We start from the raw sequence: 17,744 nt of genomic DNA, 5'->3' as shown, positions 1-17,744 counted from the left end.
GGTAGGCATTGCCTGGCGAGGTAGGTGATGCCAGCTGAGGTAGGTGTCGCCAGCTTTTTCGTCGTGCCCGTGTTTTCCCTTGCGTAAGAGCGCGAGCATGAGGCATGTGTGGGTGCTCGGCGGAGTGCGGGTGGTGGCAGGCGTCGGTTTTTGTCGTGTAAGGCGATGTTTTCCCAGTTGAAAGCCCATTTTCGTCGCCTTGTACGTCTTTTCTTTCCTGAGCGCTCATCCGGGTTGCCTTCAGCTGACCAGATGTGCCACGCATTCTGCGTGAGCACCCATTTTCGGCTGGCGTTGCGCGCGTGGCCTCGCGAATTGTCGATAGTACGCGATCGTGAATGATGCACGAGACCGCCCACTGTATCCAAACAAAAACATGCTATTGACGCGGATTAAAAAATAGATATCATATTGATATCGCACTCGTGTGGAGCTAGCCGACCGGCTGGCGCGAGTCGCAAAGGAGAACTGATGTCGCACTCGGTGGCTCAGGAAGAGCACATCAACGTCAAAGGCGTAGCTGATAATGCGTTTGCTGAAGCAAAAGCGCGCGTGAATATTGCGGAAAAGAAGGCGCCGGCACTCGGATCGGCGATCGCCTTCCCGATGGCCTTGATCCTGCTCGCAGGTTTCGGCTACTCGATCTACCTGTTCGTTACAGGTGCGATCGCGGATGACGCTGGCGAAGCGGGCGGTGTCGCAAGAATAGTCTCCGGTTCGGTCATGTTCCTCCTCGTCATGGTGTTGATGCCCTGCTTGGCGGTCGTCTCTCCTGGCCAGACCTCGGTTCGCCAGTTCTTCGGCAAGTACGTTGGCACGGTTCGCAAGACGGGCCTGGTGCTGGTACCACCGTTGACGAATGGCAAGAAGGTCTCCGTCAAGGTCCATAACTTCGAGACGAGCGAGCTGAAAGTCAACGATTCCGACGGTAATCCGGTGAATATTGCGGCGATCGTCGTGTGGCAGGTTGCTGACACGGCGCGCGCGGTCTTTGCAGTCGAGCAGTACGAGGAATTCATCAAAGCTCAGGCGGAGTCGGCGCTGCGTCACGTCGCCACTTCGCACCCCTATGACGAGCCCGGCCCGGGCGAAACCTCGCTACGTGGCGGTACAGACGTCGTCTCTGCTGAACTTGCGCGCGAAGTTGCGGCTCGCGTCGAACTGGCTGGTCTTGAAATCGTCGAGGTTCGTATTTCGTCTCTCGCTTACGCGCCCGAAATTGCGCAGGCAATGTTGCAGCGCCAGCAGGCCGGTGCTGTGATCGCTGCCCGTGAGCAGATCGTTGAAGGGGCGGTCACCATGGTTGAGCAGGCGCTGAACCGTCTGGAAGACAATGACATCGTGTCGCTTGATGATGAACGCAAAGCTCAGATGGTGTCGAACCTGCTGGTCGTGCTCTGCTCTGATCAGCGCACTCAGCCGATCGTGAATGCGGGCTCGCTGTACTGACCTGCTGGGTTGGTATTGGGGAGCGAATCGCCGGGTGAGTAAATGACTCCGAAGAATGAGCGCAAGCAAATTCTTCTGCGCTTAGATCCTGCCGTCCACGAGGCGTTGTCCAAGTGGGCGGCAGACGATCTGCGCAGTGTGAACGCGCAGATTGAGATCATTCTGCGTCGCGCGCTGAAGGATGCGGGGCGTGAAGCAAAGGCTCAGCCGCTTCGGGGACGAGGCCGCCCGCCCAAACAAACCCCCAATGAAGGGGCGGAGTAAGATTTCTATTGCTTAATACGTACGTGAAGGCGTATGCGTTAAGCGTGTCTGCTGTTACTGCTCACGCGCTGGCGTAAATCTCGGTAGAATGGTGCGAGGTGCGGCCACAGTCGTACGTATAGCAAGAATATCGGGGAGAAACCCATGCCAGCCGTGATCGTGCTCGGTGCCCAGTGGGGCGACGAAGGTAAAGGTAAGGCGACCGACCAGCTCGGCCAGAACACTGACTATGTTGTGAAGTTCAACGGCGGTAACAACGCCGGTCACACTGTCGTCATCGACGGGGAAAAGTACGCGCTGCACCTGCTGCCCGCGGGCATCCTGTCCAAGGGTGTTACCCCGATCATCGGCAACGGTGTCGTCGTCGACATTGATGTTCTGTTCCAGGAATTGGCAGAAATGGAATCGCGTGGCGTTGACTGCTCGCGCCTGAAGATTTCCTCCAATGCTCACATCATCCCCAGCTACAACCGTCTGATGGACCAGGCGAACGAGCGTGCTCGCGGGAAGAATCAGATCGGCACAACCGGCCGTGGCATCGGCCCGACCTACGCGGACAAGATGAACCGCGTCGGCATCCGCATTCAGGATCTGTTCGACCCGAAGACGCTGAGCGAGAAGATCGAGGCAGCTCTTGCTCCGAAAAATGAGGTTTTCGCAGCCGTCGGCATGGAAACTCTCGACCCTGACACCGTCACTGAAGAACTGCTCGCATATGCCGATCGCATCCGCCCAATGGTCTGCGATGCGTCCCTCGAAGTGAATGACGCGCTCGATCGTGGCGACACGGTGCTTTTTGAAGGTGGTCAAGCCACCATGCTCGACATCGACCATGGCACGTACCCGTTTGTGACCTCGTCGAACCCGACCGCCGGCGGTGCGCTGACTGGCACCGGTGTTGGCCCGACCCGCATCGACCGCGTTGTTGGTGTTGCGAAGGCGTACACGACGCGCGTGGGTGAAGGCCCGTTCCCGACAGAACTTGATGATGAGGTCGGTGAGGCCCTGCGTCACAAAGGTGGCGAATTTGGTGTGACCACCGGTCGTGCTCGCCGCACCGGCTGGTTCGACGCGGTTGTCATGCGCTACGCGACCCGCATCAACGGCCTGACCGACATCTGCCTGACGAAACTCGACGTGCTTTCTGGCTATCCGACCATCCCGGTCTGCGTCGCCTACGAGGTCGATGGCGTCCGCATGGAAGAAATGCCTCTTGACCAGGTCGGTTTCGAGAACGCTGTCCCGGTGTACGAAGAACTGCCCGGTTGGGAAGAGGACATCACCGGTTGCCGTACCTTCGAAGAGTTGCCGAAGAACGCGCAGGATTACATCGCGCGCCTCGAAGAGCTGTCGCGTTGTCGCATTCAGTCGATCGGCGTCGGCGCTGGTCGTGAAGCGACGATCGTCCGCTACCCGCTGATCTGACACCGCTGGCGACCGTCCGCCGTTTGGCGGATCTCTCGCCCCGCGCAGACTGAGCTGCTACTCCGCTGATTTTGACGTGAGCTTAGCAGTACCGTCCGCGATCATAATGACGAGGCCTGGCCCGGGTGAAACACCCGGGCCAGCCTTGTTTTATCCCTTGGCGTTCATAGGGGCCTACAGGGAACGGGCGGAACAGAAAAAGTGGCCACGACAGGAAACCCATCGCAGCCACTTTCCAACGATTAGACACCGAGCCGAAAGCGCCTGTCGGCGCGAAGGCCGCTCGTAGCGGCAAAGTTTGGAGCCCGGGGCTTAACAACTCGGTGCGCGTACAAGCATACGTAATGCGAGCCTCGCCAGCGAGGGGAGGAGAGGTGGGACATCCCACCAAAATGTGCGACCATGAATCGTATGGAGTCTGTTCCCACTCGACCTGCCTCGAGGCCCCATTCTCATCGAGGGCGTCGCGATTTAAGCGACCGCCTTTCGATGGCAACCCTGTCAATCGCGACCGGTATGCGCTTATCCGCGGTCATCGTTCTTCTTTTCTCGATTCTGACCGTGGTCGTGTGGACGTTGCCGGCAATGTCTTTGACGTTTGCTTCTCTGATTGCTCTGATCGGTGTTGTTCTTGCCTTCACGTGGGGTGCGCTTACCGGTCTGGATCTTCCTCCCCTCACGATTATCGCGTTGGCGTTTTCGGCAGCTGTTCTGCCGATGGTGGTCGCGCTGACGGGCGACTTAAAATATGGCGTTCCGGTGATTGGGGCGTCGGTTGTTGCGATTGTTGCTTCGGTGATTTTCACGGCTCCAACGCCAACGAATCACTCGTTTATCACAGGTGAGAATTGTGCTGAAACGATCGCGCAACGCCAGCGTGAGCGGGCTCTTCAGGAAGCTCTTATCGCAGGTGAATCAGTCGATGAGGCCGATGTGATGGTGCTACGCCGAGTGAAGACTCGTCCTAATGAGCGTCCGACCTCTTTGACTCTTGCCTCCGCGATCGGAGCCTTGATTCTGATTGCCGCGTCGGCTGTGTGGATCACGTTGAATTCTCTTGAGCAGTGGAGCATGATGATCCCCGTTGCCGCGGTCTTGATTGCGCTGATTGTGTGGGGAGACCAGATTGGCCACACCTATCGTTCGCAGTCGATTGGTGCGCTTTCGGTGGGAGCGATCTCGGGCGCAATCATTGGTGTTGTCGCATATATTGCCGGTCGCGCATCGCAGATGACGCCGATTATTCTTCCGGGCCTTGCGTCTGTCATCGGTCCGATCCCGGCGGCCGCTCTTTTCGGTTTGCTTGAAGGTGTGGCTGTTGGTGTGACGATTGTGGTTCTTGATGGTCTGCTAGGTGATCACACGACGCGTCGCCCGCCGACGGGTGCGCTGGGTCGCGCCTGCGCAAAGTTCTTGGTTGCTGCGATTCCGATTTACGCGTTGATCCGCATCGGTGGCATCTGAGCCAAATCCTCGCTTCGAGCCTCGAAACTGCTGACTGACGCGGTGGTCGCGGATCCAAATATCGCGTGGGCGCGCGCAAACCTTTAGGCTAATTTCCATGATGGTTATTCCTGCTGATTTGCCTGTTGCTCTTGCTCCTCTCGCGTGGATGCTCGGTACGTGGAAGGGCTGGGGGATGGCCGCTGGCGCTGAAACGGATACTGCGATCATTGAAGAGATGCGCGGTGAGATTTGTGGTGAGCAGATGCGTTTCACCACGTCGATTTACCAGGGGCTTCCGGCTCCCGGCGTTGAGATTGAGCCGACGTGGGACGCTGCCGAGGGGCTGTCACACATTGGTCGCGGTGAGCTTTTGGTCGAAGAGACGATGTACGTGTCGGTGATGCCGGGCACGGATGAACTGCCTCCGCCGGGTCAGTATGTGCCGCGCGAGTTCACGGCGACTTCGGCTTTGACGAATGGTCTTGGTGTGCTGTGGGCGGGCGTGGGAGTTGGCCCGCGCGTGCAGATGGTGTCGGATGCGATTGCGCGTGACGCGAAGGCGCAAGAGGTCGAACACCTGGGTCGCATGTACGGCCTGGTTGCGGGTGAGCTCATGTGGACGCAGGAAAAGACTATTGTCGGTGGCGAAGCTGGAGTTGAGTTCTCAGGCCGCTTGATGCGTACCGAGCAGGCGCGCACCGCGTCGGGCGAAGCCGTTGAAGGCATTGACGCCCAGGCTGAGAGTGGTTTCCTTGTCTGATTCCCCCGTTTCTTCCACTACGTCGGATTCGCCTGCTGACGAGTGGCTGTCTCCGCTTGCCACGTGGCCGGGTGCGATTCTCACGTCCGACGATCTAGGGGACCAGGCCACCCGCGCTCAAGAAGCTGACACCCCTGAAGAAGGGGCGGAGCCACAGACCTTTGCGATCCCCGTGACGCCGATTGCCCTGCATTACGGCGACCCTTTGGGGGAACAGTGGGCCTTGGAAGAGGGGCGCGCGATCACGGATCGCGCAGACTTGGGCGTCATCACCGTGTCTGGTGCGGATCGTCAGACGTGGCTGACCAGCATTACGACGCAGATTGTCACGGGTATGGGCCCGGGGGATTCGAAGGAGCTTCTGGTTCTGGATCCTCAGGGTCATATTGAGCACCAGGCTGCAGTAGCGGACGACGGTGAGAACACGTGGCTGATCTGTGAAGGCCATGACACCCAAGGTCTAGCGGAGTTCCTGCGTTCGATGCAGTTTGCTCTGCGCGTGCAGGTTGATGTGCGCTCTGACGTGACGGTGTTCGCGACCGCGGGCAGTGACACGGATACAGCTACCGGACTTCCCGGCCTCGTGCTGACGTGGAACGATCCGTGGCCGGGCGTGACCGAGGGAGGCACGGAATACTTCCAGGGCTCTCATCCGGGCGCGCGTTCACGGATATGTTTGCATGTTGTGCATCGCGACGGGGCGAAGCAGTTTATTACCGACTGGCTGGCCACTGATGCGAAGCGGAAGCCTGCGGGGTTCCTTGCGTGGGAGGCGATGCGTATTGCTGCGTGGCGCCCGCGCTTGGGTGTCGACACGGACGCGCGGTCGATTCCGGCTGAGGTCGACTGGCTGCGCACCGCGGTCCACACGAATAAGGGCTGCTATCGCGGGCAGGAGTCGATTGCTCGCGTGCTCAATTTGGGGCGTCCGCCGCGTCGCCTGACGTTCCTGCAGCTTGATGGTTCACGAGGCGACCTTCCCGAGGTAGGTACTCGCATTGAATCGAACGGTCGAGTTGTTGGTATCGTGACCTCTGTTGCTCGCCATAGAGAGCTTGGTCCGATTGCTTTGGCGGTGCTTGCGCGCAACGTTCCGGCGTCGATGGTGTTCGACTTGGGTGGTATTGCTGCAGCTCAGGAACTGATTGTTCCCGTTGATGGCAAATCTGCAATGTCCCCCGAAACACGTCCGGGCGCTGATTTGAATAATCCTGATCTGCGTCGCCATGACGTGTCGCCGATCGGTGGCCTGGGCGCGTTGGGAGCCCGCTGATGCGCGCGGTTATTCAGCGCGTGACCAGCGCTTCCGTGTCTGTTGACGGTCAGGTTGTCGGGGCGATTGATCGCCCGGGCCTGATGGTGTTGCTCGGCGTGAAAAGGGGAGACAGCGCGGAGCAGGTTGCGACTGTCGCCCGTAAGATCGCGGAACTTCGCATTCTCGGTGATGAGCAGTCCGCCTCGGAACTCAGTGCTCCGATCCTGGTGGTTTCGCAGTTCACGCTCTACGGGGATACGCGCAAGGGGCGTCGCCCCTCGTGGGTGAATGCCGCCCCGGGCGATGAAGCACAGCCTCTCGTCGATGCGGTTGTCGCCGATTTACGAGGTCGCGGCCTCGAAGTAGCAACGGGCGAATTCGGCGCGATGATGGAAGTTTCGCTGGTCAATGATGGCCCGTTCACCGTACTGGTGGAATCCGAAGCGTAACTGAAACAGCCGGGAGCCGATCGGCCTCGTCGATATTCCTTTTTCACCCCATGGCGAACTAACGCGCATATAATCGTGCGCTCGCTTAGTGTGGTTTCAGTTGAAGAATCACTCCGCGTGTTGGCGCGGTCCCCGGACGCAAAGGGAATGACATGTTCGAACGGTTTACCGACCGAGCTAGGCGCGTCGTCGTCCTCGCGCAGGATGAAGCGCGCGGGCTCAAACACAACTACATCGGGACTGAGCACCTTTTGCTCGGCCTGATCTCCGAAGGTGAAGGCGTCGCCGCGAAGGCGCTCGCGATGATGGACATTAACGATGACGACGTCCGCGCGTCCGTCATTGAGATCATTGGCGAAGGCGAAAAGACGGTTGAAGGTCACATCCCCTTCACACCGCGAGCAAAGCGAGTCTTCGAGCTATCACTGCGTGAGGCACTGCAGCTCGGCCACAACTACATCGGCACCGAACACCTTTTGCTCGGCCTGCTGAAAGAAGGTGAAGGCGTCGCCGCCCAGGTCCTGACCAAGCGTGGCGCTGACCTTTCCCAGGTCCGTCAGAACGTGATCCAGCTACTCAGCGGATACCAGCGCGGCGAAGGTGAAGGACGTGAATCTGTCGGCGCGGGCGTCGGCGGATCCTCCACGCACGAACGCCAGAACTCTGCGGTTCTAGAGCAGTTCGGTCGCAACCTGACCCAGGCTGCTCGCGATAACAAGCTCGACCCGGTGATTGGTCGTCGCGTCGAGATGGAGCGCGTCATGCAAGTCCTCTCGCGTCGCACCAAGAACAATCCGGTTCTGATCGGGGAACCCGGCGTTGGTAAGACCGCCGTCGTCGAGGGACTGGCGCAAGCAATCGTCCACGGTGATGTGCCCGAAACGATCAAGGACCGCCAGATCTACAGCCTGGATATGGGGTCGCTGGTCGCTGGCTCGCGCTACCGTGGCGACTTCGAAGAACGCCTGAAGAAGGTCCTCAAGGAAATCCGTACGCGTGGCGACATCATCCTCTTCATCGACGAAATCCACACCTTGGTTGGTGCGGGCGCCGCTGAAGGGTCGATCGACGCCGCCCAGATGCTCAAACCCATGCTTGCGCGTGGCGAGCTCCAGACGATCGGCGCGACCACGAACGACGAATACCGCAAGTACATCGAAAAGGATGCGGCGCTTGAACGACGCTTCCAGCCTGTGAAGGTCGACGAGCCCTCTGTCGAGGACACCATCGAAATCCTGAAGGGCTTGCGCGATCGTTACGAGGCCCACCACCGCGTCATCATCACCGATGAAGCAATCAAGGCGGCCGCTGAACTTGCGGACCGATACATCTCTGATCGCTTCCTGCCGGACAAGGCCATCGACCTGGTCGATGAGGCGGGCGCGCGCCTGCGTATTCGTCGTATGACCGCTCCGCCGGAGTTGCGTGAACTCGACGAGAAGATCGCCGAAGTTCGTCGCAACAAGGAATCGGCGATCGACGATCAGGACTTCGAGAAGGCAGCCGGCCTGCGCGACGAAGAATCCAACCTGGTTGCTCAGCGTGAAGAGAAAGAAACGTCCTGGAAGGGCGGAGAATCCGACTCCATCGCAGAGGTCACGGAAGAAGAGATCGCCGAGGTCTTAGCCATGTCGACTGGTATCCCGGTCTTCAAGCTGACCCAGACTGAGACGACGAAGCTTTTGAAGATGGAGGATGAGCTGCACAAGCGTGTCATCGGTCAGGAAGAAGCTGTTCGCGCACTGTCGCAGTCGATCCGCCGCACTCGCTCTGGGCTGAAAGACCCGAATCGTCCCGGTGGCTCGTTCATCTTCGCCGGTCCGACCGGTGTCGGTAAGACCGAGCTGGCGAAGGCGCTTGCCGAATTCCTGTTCGGTGACGAAGATGCTCTGATCCAGCTGGACATGTCCGAGTTCTCTGAGAAGCACACGGCATCGCGCCTCTTCGGTGCTCCTCCTGGCTACGTCGGCTACGACGAGGGCGGCCAGCTGACCGAAAAGGTTCGCCGCAAGCCGTTCTCTGTCGTCCTCTTCGACGAGGTTGAAAAGGCTCACCCGGACATCTTCAACTCGCTACTGCAGATCCTCGAAGAAGGTCGTCTGACCGACTCCCAGGGACGCAAGGTCGACTTCAAGAACACGGTCATCATCATGACCACGAACCTCGGCACGCGGGACATTAACAAGGGTGTTTTGACGGGCTTCCAGTCCGCTGACAACCTGACGCATGACTACTCGCGTATGAAGGCAAAGGTTGATGAAGAGCTCAAGCAGCACTTCCGCCCCGAGTTCCTGAACCGCGTCGATGACACGATCGTGTTCCCGCCACTGAACAAGGATCAGATCAAGCAGATCGTCGACCTGATGATCGCGAAGCTGGCCAAGCGTATGGAAGCGCAGGACATGCACCTGCAGCTCACCGACGAAGCACGCGACCTGCTGGCCGATCTTGGCTTCGACCCGGTGCTCGGTGCGCGCCCCTTGCGTCGCGCCATCCAGCGCGAGATCGAAGACGCTCTGTCTGAGCGCATCCTCTTTGGAGAGATCGTGGCCGGCCAGGTTGTTACGGTCGGTGTCGAGGGTGAAGGTTCGGACCGAAAATTCACTTTCAACAGTCACTGACCTTCAACGGTCAGCGACCTTCAATGGTCAGCGGCCGGCGTTGACCGTGTAGAGCTGGCGGGCTCACCCTTGGGGTGGGCCCGCCAGTGTTTTGTGCACCGACTGCACCTGGTGCGATGGTTTGGTTTGTTTTAGTGGGGTTTTGTCGCGTGAGGTGTAGGCGGTGACGCGTGTCGGTGGGTTTTGTGTTCCCGGGTGCACTTGGTGCGACGGTTTTGCGTGTTTGAGCTCGGGTGTGTCGCGTCAGGTGCAGTGCGTCGAGGGGCCTCGTCGATGGGAAGTGGAACGAGGCGTAGGCACACCTCTGCCCCTACTGAAACAGCCTGAAAATGTCATATATGCGACAAACTGCCTAAGCGAACTGCAAAGATGTTGAAAACAAAGGTAAAGCATTCGGTGACCTAAGTCCCTTTTTGCTATTCTTCCCACTAGCGGCCCGATGGTGGGCCACTTTTACGTGATCGACGGAAGTTGAGGACCTCAATGGTCAAATATGTGTATGACTTCTCCGAGGGCGACAAGTCCATGAAGGACCTGCTCGGAGGTAAGGGTGCAAACCTTGCGGAAATGACGAAGCTTGGACTGCCCGTTCCCCCCGGATTCACCATCACCACCGAGGCATGCCGCGCATACCTCAAGGATTCGATTGTTCCCGAATCCCTGGAAACTGAGGTGACCACCGCTCTTCGCCGCGTCGAAGATCAGATGGAACGCCACCTGGGTGACCCCTACAACCCGCTCCTTGTCTCGGTGCGTTCAGGCGCAAAGTTCTCGATGCCGGGCATGATGGAAACCGTCCTCAATATCGGTCTGAACGACGACTCGGTTCAGGGTCTCGCAAAGATCTCGGGCAACGAGCGCTTCGCATGGGACTCCTACCGTCGTCTGATCCAGATGTTCGGCAAGACGGTTCTCGACATTGATGGTGACCTGTTCTCCGACGCCCTGGACGATCTGAAGGCAGCTCGTGGCGTCAAGGGCGACACCGAATTGACCGCTGACGACCTGAAGGGCCTCGTTGAGACCTTCAAGAAGATCGTTTCCGAGCAGAAGGGCATGGACTTCCCGCAGGATCCTCGCACCCAGATGGATATGGCCATCGAAGCCGTGTTCCGCTCCTGGAACACCGAGCGCGCACGCATCTACCGTCGTCGTGAGCGCATCCCTCACGACCTGGGCACCGCAGTCAATATCTGCACTATGGTCTTCGGTAACATGGGTGAAGGCTCCGGCACCGGTGTCTGCTTCACCCGCGACCCCTCGTCCGGCCACGCAGGCGTGTACGGCGACTACCTTGAGAACGCTCAGGGTGAGGACGTCGTTGCAGGTATCCGCAACACCCTGTCCCTCGCCGACCTCGAGAATATCGACAAGGCTTCCTACGACAAGTTGCGTGGCATCATGCGCAAGCTTGAAACCCACTACCGCGACATGTGTGATATCGAGTTCACCATCGAGCGCGGCAAGCTCTGGATGCTCCAGACCCGCGTTGGCAAGCGCACCGCTGCCGCCGCATTCCGTATCGCCATCCAGCTGACCGAAGAAAAGCTGATTACCCGCGACGAGGCCCTGACTCGCGTCACCGGCGATCAGCTGACCCAGCTGATGTTCCCGCAGTTCGACTCGAAGGCTGCCAAGGAACTCATCGCACGTGGCATGGCCGCTTCACCGGGCGCAGCAGTCGGCAAGATTGCCTTCGACAACGCTCAAGCTGAGAAGTTCCACGCTGACGGCGTCAAGTGCGTTCTGGTTCGTCGCGAAACCAACCCGGATGACCTGCCGGGCATGGTTGTCGCCGAAGGCGTTCTGACCGCCCGCGGTGGCAAGACCTCGCACGCTGCAGTTGTCGCGCGTGGTATGGGCAAGACCTGCGTCTGTGGCGCCGAAGCACTCGAGATTGACGCCGAGGCCGGCACCGTCGTCATTGATGGCACCACCTACACCTCCGACGACACGATCGCGATCGACGGTCAGACTGGTGAAATCTTCATCGGCGAGGTCCCGGTTACCGACTCTCCGGTCACCACCTACCTGTCGCACGGCCTCGAAGCTGGCCTGATTGCTGCCGGCAACGACGAAGGCACCCAGGAACTGGTTAAGGCGGTTGACAAGATCCTGCAGCGCGCCGACAAGGTTCGTCGCCTGAGCGTCCGCGCCAACGCTGACACCCCGACCGACTCGCGTCGCGCGATCGAGTTCGGCGCTGAAGGCATCGGTCTCTGCCGTACCGAGCACATGTTCCTCGGCGCACGTCGCCCACTGGTTGAGCGCGCAATCCTCTCCGCACCGGGCTCGAAGGAACGCGCCGCAGCGTTCGGCGAACTCGAAAAGCTTCAGAAGCAGGACTTCCTCGAGATGCTCGAGGTCATGGATGGCAAGTCGATGACCGTCCGCCTGATTGACCCGCCGCTCCACGAGTTCATGCCGGCACTGTCCGAGCTGGAAATCAAGGTTGCTGTCGCGAAGGCGACCGGCGAAGCTGATCCGGCTGACGAGAAGATGCTGGCTGAGGTTCGTCGCTTCCACGAGCAGAACCCGATGCTCGGCCTGCGTGGCGTCCGCCTCGGCATTTACCTGCCCGGCCTGTTCGCCCTGCAGATGCGCGCACTCTGCGAGGCAGCCGCTGAACTCGTTTCCCGTGGCCTGTCCCCGAAGCCGGAAATCATGGTTCCGCTGGTCGGCTCCGTCCGCGAGCTCCAGCTGATCCGCGAAGAGGGCGAAGACATTATCGCCGAGGTCGCAGCCGAGCGTGGCGTTGACCTGTCCGGTGTCACCATCGGTGCAATGATCGAGCTTCCGCGTGCAGCAATGACCGCTGAAGATCTCGCTGAAGAAGCTGACTTCTTCTCGTTCGGCACGAACGACCTGACTCAGACCGTCTGGGGCTTCTCGCGTGACGACGTCGAAGGCGTCTTCTTCCCGCACTATATTGAGGCGGGCATCTTCGGTGTTTCGCCGTTCGAGTCCATCGATGTCCACGGTGTTGGCACCCTGGTCCGCGAGGGCGTGACGCGCGCTCGTTCGACCAAGCCGAACATCAAGCTGGGTGTCTGTGGCGAGCATGGTGGCGATCCGCTGTCGATCCACTTCTTCCACGAGGTCGGCGTCGATTACGTGTCGTGCTCGCCGTTCCGCGTCCCGGTTGCTCGCCTTGAGGCTGGCCGCGCCGCGGTCCTCACCGAGGAGGCCTGAGCCGATTCCGCGGCCCGGATCGTGCGCCCGTGGAACGGGAGTCGGTCCGGATCGTGCTCTCCCGTCGCCGATGAGCGGCGATGAGAGCCCGTCGAACCTCGGAGCCCCCGCCCTCGACCGTCGTGGCCGAGAGCGGGGGCTCCGCCTTCCCCGGGAGCGGGCGACGTCGCCCTCCGGCTGTTTCTGCCCGATTATCGCGTATGTCGAAGGCTCTCGGGCGCTTCCGGTTTCCGGAATCCCAGGATGAGAGATCCGCGGTCCGGCGATCCGCAGTCCGGCGGTGCCCGCAGATTGACAATTTAAGTAAGGATGCCCTTAACTATATGTGTTCAACCTCGTCAGCATATGAGCCCGTTAAAGAACAAAGGAGCAAACCCATGTCGAAGAAGAATCTGGCGCTCGCCGTCGCCCCAGCAGCGTTGAGTGCCCTGCTCATCCTCGGGGTCACGACGGTCTTCTCCGCCTGCCCCCGTCGAGAGGACGGCACCTGGATGCACTGTCACCAGTGTCAGAACACGGTCGCTGCGGGAGGCATCGGCCTCGTCGTCCTCTTCGGTACCGCCGCTTTCGTGAAGAACAGGGGTGTGAGGATCCTTCTTCAGCTTCTCGCCATCATCGCGAGTGTCGTCCTCTTCTTCGTCCCCGGCGGGATCTGCCCCATGTGCATGATGAAGAACATGCGCTGCTACACCGTATTCCAGCCCTTCACCCGAGTGATGACGGGTCTCATCGCCCTGTCCGGCGCAGGGGCGCTCGCCTCCGTGGCGAAGCGTGGCGAGCGGACCGTCGCCTGAGGTGAGGGCGCGTGCCATCGCGCTTCCGCCCTCCCCTGCGAGGCGGAAGCGGCGCGCGATCGTCGTCGGGGTCGCGTTGCTTGCGCTCGCGCTCGCCCTCTTCGGGATCCACCGCCTTCGGATGGACGCCGCCTATCGGGAGGCTCTCCGCCTTGAAGAGGTCGGCGAGCGCGAAGGGGCCTACCGCGCCTATTCGCGCCTCGATGGGTACGCCGACTCGGCCGAGCGCCTTCGGGGGATGACCGAGGCGGACCCCGCCCTCCCTTATCGTTCGGCGAAGAAGGGGGATCTCATCGAGTTCGGCTCCTTCGAACAGGACGGCGATGCCGCGAACGGCCCGGAGCCGATCCGCTGGATCGTCCTCGACCGGATCGACGGGAGGCTGCTGCTGCTCAGCCGCGATTCCCTCGACGCCGCCCCCTACCACCGCGTCCCCTTCGAGCCCGTCACCTGGGAGCGCTCCGACCTCCGCAGATGGATGAACTCGGACTTCCTCGCGGCAGCTTTCAATGAAAGCGAGCTCTCCCTCGTCCCGACGGTCGAGGTCCCCAACACTCCGCAGTCCACGACCGGCACCGCTGCGGGCCCCGCGACGAAGGATCGCGTCTTCGCGCTGAGCGAGACCGAGGCCTCGATCTACATCTCCAACGCCGTCGAGCGCGCCGCGCTCGGTTCGGCCGCCCTGTCTGCGGCCGTCGACAACGACGATCTGCCCGCGGACGAGGAGGGGCGGGCCGACTGGTGGTTGCGCTCCCCGGGGACCTACGACTTCACGGCGCAGTACGTCGACCGTGAGGGCGTACGCCACGGCTCCGGTGCCGCCGCCGATGCGACCTACGGAGTCCGTCCGGCCCTGTGGCTCGATACGAGCGCGGGAGGTGCCGGGTGATGAGGCACGACCGTCTTTCCCTGAGGGGCCTCCCGCTGAAGAGCGCGCGGGCCCGCCCGCTGAGGACGATGATCATCGCGCTCCTCGCGCTCGCGCAGACCGCCTGTGCGCTGACGGGCCTGCTCCTCGTGCAGTCGACGAGGGCGGAGCTCTCTCTGGCTCGAGACAGACTGGGCGCGGACGTCGTCGTCTACCCCTCGGCGGGCTTCCTACAACTCGACAAGTCCTGCATCCAGATGGTCGGTAGCCCCGTCCTCTTCCACAAGGAGCGCTCAACTCTGTCGCGTCTGAACTCCAACGAGGACATCGATCGCATCGCCTATCAGCTCTACCTGTCGGACGCGAGCGGTGGGGGGGAGCCCCTCTGGATCATCGGTTTCGACCCCGCCTCCGACTTCGTCGTCGCGCCCTGGCTGCGCGAGGGCCCCGATCACGTGGTGCCGGAGGGATCCGTCGCGGTGGGCGCCGATGTGGCGGTGTCGCGGGAGGGCACGGTGACCCTCTTCGGCGAGGAATGGCCGGTCGACTCCCATCTCGAGAGGACCGGCGCCGAGCTGGACAAGGCGGTGCTCGTGCCGATAGGCTCCCTCGAGCGGGTGATCGCCGCCGCGGTCGCCACAGGCGACGATTCCTATGCCTCTATCGACCCGCATGCCGACTACTCGGTCGCGCTGCTACGACTCAAGGAGCGCTCCGACGCGGAATCGGTGACGAACTGGATCAACCTCTACATCCGACGCGTGACGGCCGTCCATTCGGAGGAAGCGCTGGCGGGGACCGCCTCCTCGGTGTCCGCGCATTCGTCCATGCTCGCCGGGGTCGCGGCCCTGACGTGGCTGATCCTGCTCGGGGCGCTCGCCGTCGCCCAATGGGCGCTGTTCAACGAGCGGCGCCGCGAGGCGAACGTGTGGCGGATCCTCGGGGCTTCGAGGGCCCTCGTCGAGCGCGTCCTCCTACGGGAGGCGCTCATGGTCCACGCCTCGGGGGCTCTGCTCGGGGCGCTCGTGGCAGCGGGGCTCGTCGCCCTCATCGGCGTCGCGCCCGTGAGGAGCGAGCTCGTCTCCCCGGGCAACCTCGCCACGCTCGCCGCCGCGGCGATGGCGATGAGCCTCCTCGTCGCCTGGATCGGCGCAAGGGCCGTGCTTCCGAGGCTGTTGCGAGCCGCCGACGACTCGATGCTGTTGACGACGTAGGAAGGAGACGGATCCATGCGTTCTTTGAGGGAGCTGCCCCTTCGCGCTCTGCGCGCGCAGCCGATTCGCGCCTTCGCGCTGTTCATATTCGCAGCGCTCATGGCCTCGGCCGTCTTCGGGGGAACCATCCTCGTCCAGGGGATCTGCGGCGGCTTGGCGACGGTGGAGGCGCGTCTCGGGGCCGATGTGCTCGTCACCCCGAGCGATGCCGGCGGAGATTTCGACGCCCAGACCTTCCTCCTCGAGGCCGAGCCGGGCTATTTCTACATGGATGCGGGAGTCGTTGCGAGGGTCCGCGATGTCGTCGGCGTGGAGAAGGCATCTCCCCAGATCTTCCTCGCATCCGCGAGGGCGAGCTGCTGCTCGGGGAGATACCAGGTCATCGCCTTCGATCCGGAGACGGATTTCGCCATTCAACCGTGGATCGCCGACACGACGGGCGACGTGGAGATCGGCGAGATGGACGTCCTCGTGGGAGCGAACGTCACCGTACCGGTCGACGGCTCCTTCAAGATCTACGGTCGGACTCTCAGGGTCGTCGGCCAGTTCGATCCGACAGGCTCGACCCTCGACAACGCCGTGTACGCGAACTTCGACACGGGCAGGAGCCTCATGGCGGCCTCCTTGGAGAAGGGACTGAACAAGTATCAGGACGCCGATCCGGGGAGCGTCGTGTCCTCGGTTCTCGTCCGCGTCGCGGACGGCGAGGACGCGGAGGCAGTCGCTCAGCGGATCCGCGAGAACGTGGACGGGGTCTCCGTTTCGACGGCGAAGAGCATGGTCTCGGGGATCTCGGAGACGCTCGTGCGGACATCGCGCGCGGTCGCGCTGCTCGTGGGCGTCGTATGGGCGGTCGGATCGGGGATGAGCGTCCTCGTGTTCACGATGATGATTCACGAAAGGGCTCGGGAGTTCGCCCTCCTCAGGGCGATGGGCGTGAGTCGCTCGCGGCTCGGACGTCTCGTCCTCGCGGAGTCCGCGGCCGTCGATCTGGCCGGCGCGCTCGCGGGCATCGTCGTGTCGGGGGTCCTGCTCTCGGCCTTCCGGGTGCTGGTCAGTCAAATGCTCGGCATCGGGTTCCTCATGCCGGGGCCCTTGGAGTCGGGACTCATCGCCCTCGCCGCGCTCCTGGTCGCCCTGGCCTCGGCGGGAGTCGCGGGGTGGGTCTCGATTCGCCGTATCGGTGCGATGGACGTGGGGCTCGTCCTCAGGGAAGGGGAATGACGTGACTCTTGAAGCGAAAGGCGTGAGGAAGGACTTCCCGCGCGTCCGCGGCGGAGCGATGTTCTCGGCGGTCGAGCCGGTGGATCTTCGCCTGAACCCCGGCGAGTTGCTGGTGATTCGCGGACGCTCGGGGAGCGGTAAGAGCACCCTGCTGTCGATGATGGCGGGGATCCTCGCGCCGACGGAGGGGGCCGTCCTGATCGACGGCGAGGATCTGTACGCCCTCCCGGATGCCGTGGCCTCGGCGCTCCGCAACGAGCGGATCGGCGTGATCCCTCAGGGGCACACCGCGCTACGCAGCCTGTCGGTGCTGGAGAACGTCCTCCTCCCGTCGATCATCCGGGCGCGAGTCGAGCAGGAGGGGGTCCGCGAGCGGGCGGAGGCCCTGCTGGAGGGCGTCGATCTGGCGCCCCTGGCCGACGCTCGCCCCGATGAGCTCTCGGGAGGGGAACTGCGTCGGATGGCTGTGGCGCGGGCGCTGGTGATGCGGCCGGAGACGGTCCTCGCCGACGAACCGACCGCGGGGCTGGACGCGGGGAACGCCCAGACGGTGCTGAGGATGCTCCGGCGTGCGGCGGACGAGGGTGCGGCGGTGCTCGTAGTGACGCACGAGGATGAGGCCGTTCATTTCGCCGATCGTGTGATGGTGATGGAAAGCGGAGTCCTGCGCCTTGGGGATGCCCCGCGCGGAGGCTCTCCCACCTGCGAAGATCTCAAATAGGTAACTCTTCGGTGACTTATTTCTGAATTTGCGGAGGTTAGGCTAAACTAATTCTGGCGATT

At 61.8% G+C, this 17,744-nt stretch carries 14 protein-coding genes; all 14 read left to right on the top strand.

The window, feature by feature from the left end; all coding sequences use genetic code 11:
- The first annotated feature begins 471 nt into the window (after window positions 1-471).
- The 14 genes from QP442_RS01125 to QP442_RS01060 all read left to right on the top strand — a co-directional run bounded on the left by QP442_RS01125 (window position 472) and on the right by QP442_RS01060 (window position 17,682).
- Window positions 472-1,449: an SPFH domain-containing protein gene (locus tag QP442_RS01125; protein WP_103633151.1), complete on the top strand. Its 978-nt coding sequence runs from the start codon at window positions 472-474 to the stop codon at window positions 1,447-1,449.
- A 42-nt stretch (window positions 1,450-1,491) separates the two neighbouring features.
- On the top strand, window positions 1,492-1,713 hold the full coding sequence (locus QP442_RS01120) for a hypothetical protein (RefSeq protein WP_103633150.1): 222 nt from the start codon (window positions 1,492-1,494) through the stop codon (window positions 1,711-1,713).
- A gap of 144 nt (window positions 1,714-1,857) precedes the next feature.
- On the top strand, window positions 1,858-3,138 hold the full coding sequence (locus tag QP442_RS01115; protein ID WP_103633149.1) for an adenylosuccinate synthase: 1,281 nt from the start codon (window positions 1,858-1,860) through the stop codon (window positions 3,136-3,138).
- 489 nt (window positions 3,139-3,627) lie between these two features.
- Window positions 3,628-4,602 carry a hypothetical protein gene (locus QP442_RS01110; protein WP_219811012.1) on the top strand — a complete coding sequence of 325 codons (975 nt, stop codon included), beginning with the start codon at window positions 3,628-3,630 and terminating at the stop codon, window positions 4,600-4,602.
- Window positions 4,603-4,699: 97 nt separating this feature from the next.
- Entirely contained in the window at window positions 4,700-5,344 is a 645-nt protein-coding gene (locus QP442_RS01105) for an FABP family protein (RefSeq protein ID WP_006680745.1), read from the top strand.
- Window positions 5,328-6,617, top strand: coding sequence for a CAF17-like 4Fe-4S cluster assembly/insertion protein YgfZ (gene ygfZ, locus QP442_RS01100; protein WP_285068017.1), 1,290 nt, complete (start codon window positions 5,328-5,330; stop codon window positions 6,615-6,617). The genes QP442_RS01105 and ygfZ overlap by 17 nt, the downstream gene beginning before the upstream one ends.
- A complete protein-coding gene (dtd, locus tag QP442_RS01095; RefSeq protein WP_103633147.1) occupies window positions 6,617-7,048 on the top strand; it encodes a D-aminoacyl-tRNA deacylase in 432 nt (143 codons plus the stop codon). Before ygfZ ends, dtd begins: the two co-directional genes overlap by 1 nt.
- Before the next feature lie 152 nt (window positions 7,049-7,200).
- The gene (locus QP442_RS01090) at window positions 7,201-9,669 is read left to right on the top strand and encodes an ATP-dependent Clp protease ATP-binding subunit (RefSeq protein WP_006680748.1); all 2,469 of its coding nucleotides are present in this window, start codon (window positions 7,201-7,203) and stop codon (window positions 9,667-9,669) included.
- Between the two features lie 483 nt (window positions 9,670-10,152).
- Entirely contained in the window at window positions 10,153-12,861 is a 2,709-nt protein-coding gene (ppdK, locus tag QP442_RS01085) for a pyruvate, phosphate dikinase (protein ID WP_006680749.1), read from the top strand.
- A gap of 377 nt (window positions 12,862-13,238) precedes the next feature.
- Window positions 13,239-13,655: a DUF4418 family protein gene (locus QP442_RS01080; protein ID WP_006680750.1), complete on the top strand. Its 417-nt coding sequence runs from the start codon at window positions 13,239-13,241 to the stop codon at window positions 13,653-13,655.
- Entirely contained in the window at window positions 13,633-14,544 is a 912-nt protein-coding gene (locus QP442_RS01075; RefSeq protein ID WP_257878466.1) for a DUF6273 domain-containing protein, read from the top strand. Before QP442_RS01080 ends, QP442_RS01075 begins: the two co-directional genes overlap by 23 nt.
- A 68-nt stretch (window positions 14,545-14,612) precedes the next feature.
- A complete protein-coding gene (locus tag QP442_RS01070) occupies window positions 14,613-15,737 on the top strand; it encodes an FtsX-like permease family protein (protein WP_243440758.1) in 1,125 nt (374 codons plus the stop codon).
- A 15-nt stretch (window positions 15,738-15,752) separates the two neighbouring features.
- Entirely contained in the window at window positions 15,753-16,961 is a 1,209-nt protein-coding gene (locus QP442_RS01065; protein ID WP_006680753.1) for an ABC transporter permease, read from the top strand.
- Window position 16,962: 1 nt separating this feature from the next.
- Entirely contained in the window at window positions 16,963-17,682 is a 720-nt protein-coding gene (locus QP442_RS01060; protein WP_179370134.1) for an ABC transporter ATP-binding protein, read from the top strand.
- Window positions 17,683-17,744: the final 62 nt, after the last annotated feature.

Source organism: Pauljensenia sp. UMB1177, from assembly GCF_030217965.1.
Lineage (GTDB): Bacteria > Actinomycetota > Actinomycetes > Actinomycetales > Actinomycetaceae > Pauljensenia > Pauljensenia turicensis_A.
This window is presented reverse-complemented; position numbering and strand designations above follow the sequence as displayed.